We start from the raw sequence: 13,275 nt of genomic DNA, 5'->3' as shown, positions 1-13,275 counted from the left end.
TCGGACGGGGTTTCGGGCGGGTGTCCGGGTGGTTGGTCGGAGCGCGGGTCCTGGCCGCGGGTGCGCCCGTGTGGCGGGGCGCCCTGCAGAACGGAGGTGACGCCGTTGAACGCGGTGATCGAGGCGCGCGGGCTGTCCAAGGTGTTCCATACGACCGTGCGCCGGCCCGGGCTCGGCGGGGCGCTCCGGTCGCTCGTCAGCCCGGAGCGCGTGGCCAAGGTCGCGGTGCGGGACGTCGACTTCCGGGTGGGGAAAGGGGAGTTGCTCGCGCTTCTCGGGCCCAACGGCGCCGGCAAGTCCACCACGATCAAGATGCTCACCGGCATCCTCACCCCCACCTCCGGTGAGGCTCTCGTCGCCGGTGTCGTGCCGCACCGGGACCGGGAGCGCAACGCCCACAACATCGGCGCCGTCTTCGGGCAGCGGACCCAGTTGTGGTGGGACCTGCCCGCCCGGGAGTCGTTCGCGATCCTCCGTGACATCTACGGCGTTCCCGAGGACCGGTACCGGGAGCGCATCGCGGAGTTCGACGGGCTGCTCGAACTCTCCGAGTTCTGGGACACCCGCGTCCGGCATCTGTCCCTCGGGCAGCGCGTCCGGTGCGATCTGGCCGCCTCCCTGCTGCACGACCCTCCCGTCGTCTTCCTCGACGAACCCACCATCGGCATGGACGTGGTCGTGAAGGAGCAGGTCCGGCGGTTCCTGCGGCACCAGGTCGAGGAGCGGGAGCGGACCGTACTGCTCACCACGCACGACATGACCGAGGTCGCCCGGCTCGCCGAGCGGGTCGTCCTCATCAACCACGGCCGCATCGTCCTCGACGGGCCGCTCCAGGAGATCCGGCGGCGCTTCGGCGGCACCTGGCAGATACGCGCGACCCTCGCCGACGCCGCCGACCTCCAGGAGATCGAGCGCCAGGAGCGGTTCGCCGTCGGTGACGGTTCCTGCGGCAGCGACGGTTCCGGTCAAGGCCGCGGTTCCGTCCGCGGCGACCGTCCCGACGGCTCCGCCGGTCCGGGCGGCTCCGCCGGTCCGGGCGGTCCCTTCGGTGGTCAGCGCGACCTCTCCTCCCTGCCCGGCTTCGCCGGGATCGGCGTCCTGCGCCGGGAAGGGCCCCGCGTCGTGTTCGGGCCCGTCGGGGACGGCGCCCCCTCCGTGCACGAGGCCCTGAAGGTCGTCATCGGACGTTTCCAGGTCACCGATCTCGCCCTGGAGGAGAACGACCTCGAGGACGTCATGCGCTCCGCCTATCTCAGCGACGTGCCGGGGCAGGGCGCCCTCGCGCCCGAGGGCTCGTCCTCCTCCCCTTCCTCGTTTTCCTCTCCGTCCTCGGACCCCTCCGCTCCCTCGGACCCCTCCGCCTCCTCGGACTCCTCTTCCTCGGCCGCCGTCACCTCCACCTCCCAGGGCGGCTGACCATGGTGCCTACCCCGACCCCGACCCCGCCCCCCACCCGGGCCCCTTCCTCGGTTCCCGCACCTGCCCCCACCCCCACCCCGGCCGTCCGCCTCACCCTCTCCCGCCTCCGGCGCATCGCCTCGGTCACGCCTCGGGGGGAGTTCCTCGCCCCGCCGCGGATGACCGCCACCGCCGTACGGCTGCTCGTGCAGGTGTGTCTGGTCGTCTACCTCTGGCGGGGCCTGTACGCGAACACCGAGTCCAGCGCCGGGCTCGACGAGACCCAGGCCGTCGGATACGCCGTACTCGCCGTGCTGGCGGGCCGGATCCGAGGGCTGGACCGGCGGGCCGGGCGCGACACCGTCATCCAGCATCTCCACTTCGGCACGATCGTCTACTGGTACCTGCGGCCCATGCGGCCCCAGCGCTACTACGCGCTGCGCGCCCTCGGCGACCAGGTGTACGGCTTCGGCTGGGTGCTCGGCGGTTACGTGCTCTGCCTCGCCGCCGGGGTCGTCGCCCCGCCCGCCTCCGCCGAGGTCGCCGCGGTCTTCGCCGTGAGCATGCTGCTCGGCCAACTCGTCCTGTACTACGTGATGATGCTCGTCGACCTGCTGTGCTTCTGGACGCTGCGCAACGAGGCGGCACTCCTCATCCTCGTCTTCGCCCAGAACCTGCTCTCCGGTGTGTACGCGCCCCTGTGGTACTTCCCGGACTGGTTCATCACCCTCAGCGCGTTCCTGCCGTTCCAGGCGACGCTCGGCGTGCCGCTCTCCATCTACGTCGGCCGCATCGGGGTCGGTGACGCGTTCGGGCAGATGGCGGTCCAAGGGGTGTGGATCGTGCTGCTCGCCCTGCTCACCCGCCGGCTGTGGGACATGGCCGGCTGTCGTGTCGTGGCCCAGGGAGGATGACCGTGACCACTCCGTCCAGCAGTCCGTCCACGCCCACTCCGTCCACGCCCACGCCGTCCACGACCACTCCGTCCACCAGCGCGGGCCCCACCGCGTCCGTGAGGGGGGTTCGTGCCGCCCGTGTCGTCTGGCGGATCACCAAGCTCAACTTCAAGGCGCGGCTGGAGTACCGGGGCGAGTTCCTGATGGGGGTCGCCATCGGGGCGATCTGGCAGGTCTCGATCATCGTCTTCGCCACGGTGCTGCTCACCCGGTTCCCCGGGCTCGGCGGCTGGTCCAGCTCCGACGTGCTGCTGATCGCGAGCATGCGGATGCTCGCCCACGGGCTGTACGTGCTGTTCCTCGGCCGGATCCAGTACATGAACGTCCTCGTCCAGGAAGGGATCGTCGACCCCTGTCTGATCCGGCCCATGCCGGTGTACCGGCAGGTCCAGCTCGCCTTCTTCCCCGTCAACGCCATCGGTGACCTGGTCGTCGCGGTGGGGCTGTTCGCCGCCGCGCTCCAGCGGAGTTCGCTGGACTGGACGGCGGGGCGGATCGTGTACGTCGTGGCGGGCGTCCTCGGCGGGATGCTCGTCGAGGCGGCGCTGTTCACGGCGCTGGCCGCCGCGGCGTTCCACTTCCCGGCCACGTCGTACTGGGCCCAGTGGCTGGAGGAGCTGATGGGCACCTTCGGCAGCTATCCGCTGAGCATCCTGCCGAAGGCCGCCTCCGCCGCGTTCACGTTCGTCGTGCCGCTCGCCTTCATCGCCTACTTCCCCGCCGGGGTGCTGACCGGGCACGGGGACGACATGGGCGTACCGCGGGCGCTCGCGGTGGCCGCGCCGTTCGTCGGCCTGGTCGCCTTCGTCCTGTCGCGGCTGCTGTGGAACTGGAGCCTGAGCCGGTACACGGGCGTCAACGGGTGAGACGTTCGTCAGGAGGACGTCCGTCAGGAGGACGTCCGTCAGCAGGATCTTCGTCAGGAGGACGTCCGTCAGCAGGACCTTCGTCGGCAGGACGCCCGTCAGGAGGTGGGCGGCGCGGTGACGGCAGGCGCGTCGCCCTCCTGTCCAGCGCGCGCTCCACCCCGTACCGGAAGCCCTGCTGCTAGGCCGGCATCGCCGGTTCCCGTACGTCAGACGCCGGCCACCCGGCGGAACCTCCCCGCCACGCGCAGCTCGCCCTCGATCCGGTGCACCGTCGCGCGCAGTTCCGGCAGGACCTCCTCCACGCACTGCTCCACCGTCCGTCGGCTGCTGTGCATCGCGACGTTGACGGCGGCCGTGACGCGGCCGTCGCGGTCGTGGACGGGGACGGCGATGGAGCGGAGGCCCTCCTCCAGTTCGCCGTCGACGAGGGCGTAGCCGTCGGAGCGGACGCGTTCGAGGACGGCGAGGAGTTCCCGGGGGGCGGTGACGGACCGCGGGGTCAGCGGGACGAGGCGTTCGGGGAGGGAGACCTCCGGGAGGAGCCCGGCGAGCATCACGCGGCCCAGCGACGTGGCGTACGCGGGGAACCGGGTGCCGAGGGTGATGTTGACGCTCATGATCCGGCTGGTGGCGACCCGCGCCGTGTACTGCACCTCGTCCCCGCCCGCGGTGAGGACCGCGAGGGACGCCGACTCGTGGACCCGCGCGGAGAGTTCCGCCAGGTGCGGGGCGGCGATCCGGGAGAGCGGCAGCATCGACAGGGGCGGGAAACCGAGGCCGAGGACGCGCGGGGTGAGGCGGAAGACACGGTCGTACGACTCGACGTACCCGAGGTGTTCGAGCGTGATCAGCGCCCGGCGGGCCGTCGCGCGGGCGAGGCCGGTGGTTCGGGCGACGTCGGTGAGGGTGAGGTCGGCGCGGCCCTCGCCGAACGAGGTGATGACCGTCAGGCCACGCGCCAGCGACTCGATGAACTCCCGGCCCAGTTCCTGCTTGGACGCGCCCGTCCACGCGGCGAGACCGGACGGAGGTGGAGAGGGAGAGGTGGAGCGAGAGGCGGAGCGAGAGGGGGACAGGGCGTCGCTGTCCGGGGTGGCGGGCTCGCGCGAGGCCGCCGCCAGTTCCTCCTCCATGCGCGTCACGGTCGCCCGCAGCCGTGGCAGCAGCGTCGAGCGCAGTGAGTCGGTGGTGTGGCGGCTGGTGTGGCTGACGACGCTCGCCACGCACGCGACCCGGCTTGTACGGGGGTCCCGTACGGGGACGGACACCGCGACCAGGCCCGGCTCGATCAACTGGTCGTCCAGCGCCCACCCCTGGGCGCCCGCCGACGCCGTACGGGCCTCGAAGTCGTCGTACGCACCTGCCCGCGGCGGCACGGCCGGGAAGCCGCGGCCCTCGGGATCGGCCTCGCGGCGGGCACGCCACCGGGCCCAGTCGGCGGGCTCCCACTCGGTGGCGAACAGGGGCCCGGGGGCGGTGCGTTCGGCGGGGAGGAGGTCGCCGATGCGGAAACTGAGGGACATCGCGCGGCGGCGGGTCGCCTGGTGGATGAAGCGGACGCCGTCCCGGTCGGCGACGGCGAGTGACACGGATTCGTCCAACTCGTCGGCGAGGGCGTCCGCGTGGGCGTCGAGGAGACGGGGGAGGCGGATCGAGGCGAGGTAGGCGTTGCCCAGTTCCATCAGCCGGGGGGCGAGGACCGCGTCGCGGCCGTCCAGGCGTACGTAGCCCATGCGGGCCAGGGTCGCGGTGATGCGGTCGACGGTGGAGCGCGCGAGTCCGGTCGCCTTCTCCAGGGCGCTGAGACTCAGCACGCCGTCCGCCTCGGTGAGCCGCCGCAGCACGCTGATGCCCCGCATGAGGGGGGCCACGGCCTCGGGGGGTGCGGGGGGTGTGGGGCCGACGGGGGAGACGGTTCCGGGTCCGTCTTCGGGGAGGGGGCCGACTCCGTCTCGGGTGACGGGGCCGGGGCCGGAGTCGAAGCCGGGGCCGGGGCCGGGACCTGGGGGGAGGCCGGGGCCGGAGTCGGCGTCACGCGGGACGTTCGGGCGCATGGGGCCACGGTAATGCGGGCCGGCCGCGTGGCTCGGCACGGTACCCGGTCGTCGGGGGCCGGGCGCCCACCAGCACGGGAGCGTACGCGTGCCCGGGAGAGCGCGGGTGGTGCGGTGGCCGGTCGCGAGGTTCCCCGCGCCCCTGAAAGCCACGGGCCACGCCCGGCCTTCCCCGCCTCCGCCCTCCGCCTCAGCGCTGACTGATCACCACCCGGTGGTTCCCCGCCTCCGCCCTCCGCCTCAGCGCTGACTGATCACCACCCGGTGGTTCCCCGCCTCCGCCCTCCGCCTCACCGCTGACTGATCACCACCCGGTGGTTTCCCGCTGCGTCCGTTCCCGTCACCGCCGGCTGATAACCACCCGGTGGTTTCCCGCCGCGTCCGTTCCCGTCACCGTGATGCTCACGCCCGCCTTCGTGTCCGTGAACGTCTCGCCGGGCACGAGCGGCGCGTCCGAGAGTTCCGCGTGGACGTTGGGGCTGCGGGTGCACCCCCCGCTGTCGCGGCGGGAGTCGTGGACCTTGATGGGGCCGTTGCCGGTGTCGACGTCCGCGTCGACCCGGTAGACGAGGACACCGGGACGGCAGACGGCGACGTCGTTGCCCGCCCGGGTCCGCAGTTCGACGGCGTACGCCGTGCGGGGTGTCAGGGGCACCACCACCAGCTTCGGTCCGCCGGGCTCGGCGAGCGGTGTGAGCGTGTACTCCGCCGCCCCCGGCTCCGCCACGCAGCCGACCTGCGTCGCGTCGAGCCAGCCGAGCTTCCACTTGTGCCAGCCCAGCATGTCGTTGTCGACGCCCCAGTCCTCGCTCATGATGTCCCAGTGCCCGACCGCGCCCCCGCCCTCGTGGGTGTAGAGGTCGGGCAGGCCGAAGACGTGGCCGTTCTCGTGGGGGAGGACGCGGTAGCCGGTCTCGTGGTACGTGCCGGAGCCGTCGTCCTGGCGGCTGTAGACGAACGACGTGTTGGCGACGGGGATGCCGTCCGCGACCGGCGCATCCCGGTTCCCGGCGAACGTCACGGACAGCACCGTGTCGAGGGCGGAGGGCCCCGCGTTCGGGGTGACGAGCACGTTGACCAGGTCGTACGTGCGGAAGTCGACGAGGGGATCGGCGACCCGCACCATGTCCTGGACCAGCCGCCGGTAGCCGGGCTCGAAGGGGACGCCGCGTTCTATCCCGTACGAGCGGAACGTCCCCGGCATCCGCAGCCACTCGGTGACCGGGGTCTCGGGCCGGTAGTCGATACGGCCGTAGCTGCTGGTCCGGAACCATTTCTGGGTCTGCGGGGCGAACTCGGCGAAGCGGTCCATCGCGCCGCCCTCGCCGGGCGCGTCGGAGAAGTCGATCATCAGGTTGAGGGCGCGGACCGTGCCGGTGGAGCGGGAGTAGCCGGGCGGGGTGGGGATGCCCTCGGACATCTGGACGCCTGGCCGGCCGCGGATCATGCAGGGGTCGAGTCCGGAGCCGGGGGCCACGGCGACCGCTCCCGCGACCGTGCTCGTCTCCTTCGCCACGAGGTGCCCGGTGCCGGCGGAGGTGCTGACCGCGAGGGTGAGGGCGGTGACGGAGGCGAGGGCGACGGACCGGCGGGGGCGTATGCCGCCCGTGCCGCCCATCCCGCTGGTCGCGTGGGTGCCGTGCGTGCGGCGTGCCCGCCACGCGCGCCGGAGCCGCGGCCGGCCGGGCACGGTCGGCCGACGCTCGGGTATCCAGCTTCGGCGGAACGGCTGCTGCATGCACGCGCCCTTCGCTCCACGGCAGCCGCCCGGGCCACGGCCGCACCCTTTCGATCACCCTGGGACGGGGGGAGCGGGGGCGCGCGCTGGATGGGCCGAACGAGGGGTTCCCGCTGATGGCGGCGTGACCTGGGTCACTCCGGCGTGAGGCCCGCCGCAATGTGACCCAGGTCACCGGAAATCTCCTCGGCGGCGGGAAATAACCGGGGACGGTATCCCCGTTTAGCCATGTGTCCGAGCGAAACGGGGAAACCCTCCCCGGATCCCGCTCCCCAGAACGTCAGGAGGCACGCCGTGCAGACCGCCACCCCCGTGCGCAAGGTTTCCCGCCCCCGGGCGGACGCGCTGCGCAACCGGGAGCGGATCGTCACCGCCGCCCGGGAGATGTTCGTCGAGTTCGGTCCCGACGTGCCGCTCGACGAGATCGCCCGCCGGGCCGGCGTCGGCAACGCCACGGTGTACCGCAACTTCCCGGACCGCGACGCACTGGTCCGCGAGGTCGTGTGCTCGGTCATGGACCGCATGGCGCTGGTGGCGCAGGGCGTGCTCGAGGAGAACGGCGACGCGTTCGAGGCGCTGTCCCGCTTCGTGCACTCCGCCGCCGACGAGCGGATCAGCGCCCTCTGTCCGATGATCCAGAGCGCCTTCGACAAGAACCACCCCGACCTGGAGGCGGCGCGCGAACGGCTGGAGGACCAGACGGCCGCCATCATGGAGCGGGCCCAGCGGGCCGGACAGCTCCGTGACGACGTCGGCGTCGGCGACCTGATGCTCGCCGTCGGCCAGCTCAGCCGCCCCCCGGCCGGCACCCAGTGCGTGGGCGTCGACCGTTTCGTCCACCGTCATCTGCAGCTGCTGCTCGACGGTCTGCGGGCCCCGGCCCGCTCCGAACTGCCCGGCACCTCCGTCACGATGGAGGGCCTGCGCCGAGCCTGATCCGATCCGACCTCTTCTCTCGCCGGTTCCGCCAGCAGCGCATCGTCGCGCTCCGACGCTTTCACCTGACGTTCTCCGTCACCGATTCACCTGACTTTTTCCGTCACGAAGTCCCGAAGTGGGTATCCCCATGTCTGCAACAGCCCGGAACGTCCCCGAAACGGTGGACGACGCGCACTCCAACCGCTGGAAAGCGCTCGTGTTCATCGCGCTCGCCCAGCTGATGGTCGTCCTCGACGCGACCATCGTGAACATCGCCCTGCCGTCCGCACAGCAGGACCTCGGGATATCCGACGGCAACCGCCAGTGGGTCATCACGGCGTACGCCCTGGCCTTCGGCGGTCTGCTGCTCTTCGGCGGCCGCATCTCCGACCTGTGGGGGCGCAAGCGCACCTTCGTCACCGGTCTGATCGGTTTCGCCGGCGCCTCCGCGCTGGGCGGCGCGGCCACCGGTGAGGCCATGATGCTGGGTGCCCGGGCCCTTCAGGGTGCCTTCGGCGCGCTGCTCGCGCCCGCCGCGCTCTCCCTGCTCGCCGTGATGTTCACGGACGCCAAGGAGCGCGCCAAGGCGTTCGGCATCTACGGCGCGATCGCCGGTGGCGGCGGCGCCGTGGGCCTGATCCTCGGCGGCTTCCTCACCGAGTACCTGGACTGGCGCTGGACGTTCTTCGTCAACATCCCGTTCGCGGTGATCGCCGCGGCCGGCGCGTACTTCGTCATCCGTGAGCCGGAGGGCGGCCGCAACCGTTCACCGCTGGACATCCCCGGTGTGGTGCTGTCCACCCTGGGTCTGGTCTCGCTGGTCTACGGCTTCACGCGCGCCGAGTCCGACGGCTGGAGCGACGGTGTGACCATCGGCCTGTTCGTCGCCTCCGCGGTGCTCCTCGCCGCGTTCGCCCTGGTCGAGTCGAAGGTCAAGGCCCCGCTGCTGCCGCTGCGCGTGATCACCGAGCGCAACCGGGGCGGTGTCTACCTCTCCCTGGGCCTCGCGGTCATCGCGATGTTCGGCCTGTTCCTCTTCCTGACCTACTACCTGCAGATCGTGAAGGGGTACTCCCCGGTCAAGACCGGCTTCGCCTTCCTGCCCATGATCACGGGCATGATCGTCGGCTCCACGCAGATCGGCACCCGCCTCATGACCCGGGTCGCGCCGCGCCTGCTGATGGCGCCGGGCTTCCTGCTCGCGGGCGTCGGCATGCTGCTGCTGACCCGGATGGAGATCGACTCCTCGTACGCGACCCTGCTCCTGCCGGCCCAGCTGCTGCTCGGCCTCGGCATGGGTACGGCGTTCATGCCGGCGATGTCCCTCGCGACCCACGGTGTCGAACCGCGTGACGCGGGTGTCGCCTCCGCGATGGTGAACACCTCCCAGCAGGTCGGCGGCGCCATCGGTACGGCCCTGCTGAACACGATCGCCGCGTCCGCGACCACGTCGTACATCCAGGACCACATCGCCACGGCGACCTCCCGCCCCCAGCAGCAGCTCGTCCAGCTCCAGGGCATGGTCGACGGCTACACCAGCGCCATCTGGTTCGCCGTCGGCATCCTGGTCCTGTCGGCCGCCATCGCCTTCACCTTCGTCACCACCGGCAAGCCGGACATGACGGCCACCGCCGGTGCGGGAGAGGGCGCGGCGGACGAGGTCAAGGTCCCGGTGATCGCCCACTGACCGGACGAACCCCACTGACCGGGCGAACCCCACTGACCGGAGGAACCCCACTGACCGGACGAACCCCGCGGACGGGTTCGACCTGAGGGGTGTGGGGCCCACGCGGCCGGCCGTGTACGGCTCACGGCGGCGGAGGGTCCCCACGCCCCCGGCGCCCCACCCCCCCGGTGCGGCGGAGCGGCTAACGCAGCCACGGCAGGTCGGCCCCCGCCTCCTTCGGCTGAAGCCCCTCGGCGATGATCTCCATGATCTCGCCGAGGGCTTTCTGCTGTTCCGGCGACAACCGGTCGAACAGCGCCTGCCGCACCGCGGCCACATGACCCGGCGCGCTCTTCTCCAGGGTCTCGAACCCGCCGTCCGTGAGCACGGCGAACTGTCCCCTCTTGTCCGAAGGGCAGTCCTCGCGTCGCACCCATCCGTTCTTCTCCAGGCGGGCGACGGCGTGCGAGAGGCGCGAGCGCGTGATCTTCGTGTGCATGGCCAGTTCGGTCATCCGCAGCCGCCGGTACGGGGCGCCGGACAGCACCACGAGCAGGTGGTAGTAGAGGTGCGGCATCCCCGCGTCCCGCTGCAGCTGGCGATCGAGGTGGTCGTCGAGCAGGGTCGTGCCATGGATGTAAGAGAGCCAGATGCGCTGTTCTTCTTCGGTGAGCCAGCGGGGTTCTTCGGCGGCGGGCGGTGTCTTCATACCTCCACTCTACGAGGACCCTTCTTGAATTTTGAACTATAGAGATGTAAGGTGAAACTAGAAATATTGAGACTTCAACTACTGGGGAGCCGGGCGAGGTCTCAACCAACCGATGAGCCTGGAGCGACCCGCCGCGGCCCGCTTGAGGACGGCGTGCTCGACGTGCTCCGCGAGCCGTACGTGCCGAGGCGGAGCCCCGCACCTCGCGGGTCGCGTGTGCCGAGGGAGTCACCCCTATGTCCGCCGCCACCGCCGAACGCATGCCGACCCTCTATCTGAGCCACGGCGCGCCCCCGCTCGCCGACGACCCGATCTGGCCCGGCGAACTGGCCGCCTGGGCGGGCACCCTGGCCCGCCCCAAGGCGATCCTCATGGTCTCCGCCCACTGGGAGGAGGCCCCGCTCGCCCTCGGCGCGGTGGAGACCGTCCCGCTGGTCTACGACTTCTGGGGCTTCCCCGAGCACTACTACACCGTCCGGTACCCGGCGCCCGGCGCCCCCGAGCTGGCCGCGTCCGTACGCAAGCTGCTCCGGGCCCCCGGCACCCCGGTCCAGGACATCCCCGACCGGGGTCTCGACCACGGGGCGTACGTCCCGCTCGTCGAGATGTTCCCGGAGGCCGACATCCCGGTCCTGCAGATCTCCATGCCGACCCTGGACCCGGTGAAGCTGATGGACATCGGCCGCAGGCTGGCCCCCCTCCGGGACGAGGGCGTCCTGATCGTCGGCTCCGGCTTCTTCACCCACAACCTCGCCGCGCTCCGCCAGGGCGGCATCCCCGCCTGGTCCGCCGAGTTCGACGACTGGGGCAACCGGGCCCTGGAGTCCCGCGACTGGGACTCCCTCCTCGACTTCCTCCACAAGTCCCCGGCGGGCCGGTTCGCCCACCCGCGCACCGAGCACTTCGCGCCCCTGTTCGTGACCATGGGTGCGGCCGAGGCCGCCGGCGAACTGGACGCCCAGCGCTCGGTGATCGACGGCTTCTGGATGGGCCTGGCGAAGCGCTCGGTCCAGTTCGGCTGACGGGCCTGCCGCGGGGCGGGGCGCGGGAACGGCAGCGCGCCCCGCGTGGGCCTTCCCCGCGACGGGGCTTACAGGTCCTTCTCGTACCAGGCCACGTCCCAGTAGCGGCCGAACTTCCGCCCGACCTCCCGGTACGTGCCCGCGTGACGGAAGTCGAAGCGTTCGTGGAGGCGGGTGGAGGGCTCGTTCGGCTGGGCGATGCCGGCGTAGGCGCGGTGGACGTCCTCGGTCGCGAGCGCCTCGAACAGCGCCTTGTACAGCAGCGTGCCGACGCCCCGGCCGCCCGCGTCCGGGGCGAGGTACACGGAGACCTCCACGGACGTGTCGTACGCCGCCTTCGCACGGAACGCGCTGCTCGTGGCGTACCCGAGGATTCGCTGTGAATCCTCCGCGGTGGCAACTATCAGGCGATGCCGACCGTCTACAAGGTGGGAGAGCAGCCACGGACGGCGCTCCTCCGGAGTGAAGGCGGACGTGTCGAACGTGATGGCCGTCTCGCGGACGTAGTGGTTGTAGATGTCGGTGAGGGCGTCGAGGTCGGCCTCGACTCCTGGTCTGACCTGCACCTCTGTGGACCCGGCGGACATCACGCCCCCTCCTGTGGCCGCACAGGGTACTGCAAGATCAGAAAAATAGTGGACTTGGTTGGGAATTCTGTCCTGATTCCAGTCGTTGTTTCCTTCGGAAGCCGGGCACTCGGGAGAGTGTCCGAGCGGCCTTGTCACGTCACGTAGGACCAGACACGACCCTGCCAGCCCACCATCGCAAGGGAGCACGCATGGCAACCCGTGCCGTCGCCGCTCGTCGTTCGTCCGCCGCCGGCGGGAGCGACGCGGCAAGCAGCGTTCGCGCCTCTGGCGGCGAGATCGCCGACCGCGACCTGGTCGGCATGTACCTCGACGAGATCGCGCGTACACCGCTGCTCGACGCCGCCAAGGAAGTCGAGCTGTCCCAGATCATCGAGGCGGGTGTCTTCGCCCAGCAGATCCTCGACGGCGAGGAGGAGGCGAAGGCGGACGCGACCCGTGAGGAGCTGGAGGCCCTCGTCGCCGACAGCGACCGGGCCAAGGACATCTTCATACGGTCGAACCTCCGCCTGGTCGTGGCCGTCGCCCGGCGGTACCCGCGCAGCGGTCTGCCCCTGCTCGACCTCATCCAGGAGGGCAACGCGGGCCTGGTCCGCGCGGTGGAGAAGTTCGACTACCGCAAGGGCTTCAAGTTCTCGACGTACGCCACCTGGTGGATCCGTCAGGCGATCACCCGCTCCATAGCCGACCAGTCGCGCACCATCCGGCTGCCCGTCCACCTGGTCGAGGAACTGGGCCGCATCCGGCGGGTGCAGCGCGAGTTCAACCGGGAGCACGGCCGCGACCCCGAGCCCCAGGAGATCGCCACCGAGCTGGGCTCCACCCCGGAGCGCGTCAGCGACGTCCTCGACTGGGCCCGCGACCCGGTCTCGCTGAACATGTCGGTGGACGACGAGGGCGAGACCCAGTTCGGCGACCTGCTGGAGGACACCTCCGCCGTCTCGCCCGAGCAGTCCGTGCTGACCCTGCTGCGCAGCGAGGAGCTGGACAGCCTCATCGGGCGGCTCGACCAACGCACGGCCTCCATCATCAAGATGCGGTACGGCATCGAGGACGGCCGCGAGCGCACGCTCACCGAGGTCGGCAAGGAACACGGGCTCACCCGTGAGCGGATCCGCCAGATCGAGAAGCACGCGCTGCTCGAACTGAAGAAGCTCGCCCGCGACACGGGCTTCGACGCGGCGGCCTGACCCGCCCGGCCGGGCCACGACGCGGCGGCCCCACCGGCCGCCGCGCCCGGCCCCGCCGTCCCCGCCCGTCCCGTCGCCCCGCCGCGCGCGGCCCGCTGCCGCCGGGACTGGTCCGGTGGGTGGTCGTCGGGCATGAACCCTTCCCTGCCGGCTCGCCCTGCCCCGGTT

General features: G+C 71.4%; 11 protein-coding genes. 7 read left to right on the top strand and 4 right to left on the bottom strand.

All coding sequences use genetic code 11. The annotated features are described in order from the left end of the window. Window positions 1–96 precede the first annotated feature (96 nt). The 3 genes from GSY65_RS15795 to GSY65_RS15785 all read left to right on the top strand — a co-directional run bounded on the left by GSY65_RS15795 (window position 97) and on the right by GSY65_RS15785 (window position 3,220). Entirely contained in the window at window positions 97–1,416 is a 1,320-nt protein-coding gene (locus tag GSY65_RS15795) for an ABC transporter ATP-binding protein (RefSeq protein ID WP_443043228.1), read from the top strand. Between the two features lie 161 nt (window positions 1,417–1,577). After that, complete coding sequence (locus tag GSY65_RS15790) at window positions 1,578–2,312, top strand: ABC transporter permease (protein WP_236580210.1); 735 nt, start codon at window positions 1,578–1,580, stop codon at window positions 2,310–2,312. Between the two features lie 98 nt (window positions 2,313–2,410). Continuing rightward, the gene (locus tag GSY65_RS15785; RefSeq protein WP_159776017.1) at window positions 2,411–3,220 is read left to right on the top strand and encodes an ABC transporter permease; all 810 of its coding nucleotides are present in this window, start codon (window positions 2,411–2,413) and stop codon (window positions 3,218–3,220) included. 209 nt (window positions 3,221–3,429) lie between these two features. Here GSY65_RS15785 and GSY65_RS15780 read toward each other — a convergent pair whose 3' ends face one another. Further along, window positions 3,430–5,082, bottom strand: coding sequence for an IclR family transcriptional regulator domain-containing protein (locus GSY65_RS15780; protein ID WP_159776015.1), 1,653 nt, complete (start codon window positions 5,080–5,082; stop codon window positions 3,430–3,432). Between the two features lie 535 nt (window positions 5,083–5,617). Further along, window positions 5,618–6,895, bottom strand: coding sequence for a M6 family metalloprotease domain-containing protein (locus GSY65_RS15775; RefSeq protein ID WP_159776013.1), 1,278 nt, complete (start codon window positions 6,893–6,895; stop codon window positions 5,618–5,620). Window positions 6,896–7,309: 414 nt separating this feature from the next. Between GSY65_RS15775 and GSY65_RS15770 the strand changes: the two genes are divergently transcribed. After that, window positions 7,310–7,951, top strand: a complete 642-nt coding sequence (locus GSY65_RS15770) for a TetR/AcrR family transcriptional regulator (protein ID WP_159768802.1) — start codon at window positions 7,310–7,312, stop codon at window positions 7,949–7,951. 130 nt (window positions 7,952–8,081) lie between these two features. Beyond that, window positions 8,082–9,620, top strand: a complete 1,539-nt coding sequence (locus tag GSY65_RS15765; protein ID WP_159768800.1) for an MFS transporter — start codon at window positions 8,082–8,084, stop codon at window positions 9,618–9,620. 181 nt (window positions 9,621–9,801) lie between these two features. Here the strand turns inward: GSY65_RS15765 and GSY65_RS15760 are convergent, their stop codons facing one another. Further along, entirely contained in the window at window positions 9,802–10,308 is a 507-nt protein-coding gene (locus GSY65_RS15760; RefSeq protein ID WP_159768797.1) for a MarR family winged helix-turn-helix transcriptional regulator, read from the bottom strand. 236 nt (window positions 10,309–10,544) lie between these two features. Between GSY65_RS15760 and GSY65_RS15755 the strand changes: the two genes are divergently transcribed. Next, window positions 10,545–11,330: a dioxygenase family protein gene (locus GSY65_RS15755; RefSeq protein WP_159768794.1), complete on the top strand. Its 786-nt coding sequence runs from the start codon at window positions 10,545–10,547 to the stop codon at window positions 11,328–11,330. A gap of 68 nt (window positions 11,331–11,398) precedes the next feature. On the opposite strand, the gene GSY65_RS15750 is transcribed toward GSY65_RS15755, so the two are convergent. Next, entirely contained in the window at window positions 11,399–11,917 is a 519-nt protein-coding gene (locus GSY65_RS15750; protein ID WP_159768791.1) for a GNAT family N-acetyltransferase, read from the bottom strand. 191 nt (window positions 11,918–12,108) lie between these two features. Between GSY65_RS15750 and GSY65_RS15745 the strand changes: the two genes are divergently transcribed. Continuing rightward, window positions 12,109–13,107: a sigma-70 family RNA polymerase sigma factor gene (locus GSY65_RS15745; protein ID WP_159768788.1), complete on the top strand. Its 999-nt coding sequence runs from the start codon at window positions 12,109–12,111 to the stop codon at window positions 13,105–13,107. Window positions 13,108–13,275: the final 168 nt, after the last annotated feature.

Origin of the sequence: Streptomyces sp. HM190, from assembly GCF_009857135.1 — a bacterium.
GTDB lineage: Bacteria > Actinomycetota > Actinomycetes > Streptomycetales > Streptomycetaceae > Streptomyces > Streptomyces heilongjiangensis.
This window is presented reverse-complemented; position numbering and strand designations above follow the sequence as displayed.

Bases quoted from the DNA above. Each gene is read 5' to 3' on its own strand.
- GSY65_RS15790 (WP_236580210.1), top strand. From the start codon at position 1,578: ATGACCGCCACCGCCGTACGGCTGCTCGTGCAGGTGTGTCTGGTCGTC.
- GSY65_RS15780 (WP_159776015.1), bottom strand. From the start codon at position 5,082: ATGCGGGGCATCAGCGTGCTGCGGCGGCTCACCGAGGCGGACGGCGTG.
- GSY65_RS15775 (WP_159776013.1), bottom strand. From the start codon at position 6,895: ATGGGCGGCACGGGCGGCATACGCCCCCGCCGGTCCGTCGCCCTCGCC.
- GSY65_RS15765 (WP_159768800.1), top strand. From the start codon at position 8,082: ATGTCTGCAACAGCCCGGAACGTCCCCGAAACGGTGGACGACGCGCAC.
- GSY65_RS15760 (WP_159768797.1), bottom strand. From the start codon at position 10,308: ATGAAGACACCGCCCGCCGCCGAAGAACCCCGCTGGCTCACCGAAGAA.
- GSY65_RS15755 (WP_159768794.1), top strand. From the start codon at position 10,545: ATGTCCGCCGCCACCGCCGAACGCATGCCGACCCTCTATCTGAGCCAC.
- GSY65_RS15750 (WP_159768791.1), bottom strand. From the start codon at position 11,917: ATGTCCGCCGGGTCCACAGAGGTGCAGGTCAGACCAGGAGTCGAGGCC.
- GSY65_RS15745 (WP_159768788.1), top strand. From the start codon at position 12,109: ATGGCAACCCGTGCCGTCGCCGCTCGTCGTTCGTCCGCCGCCGGCGGG.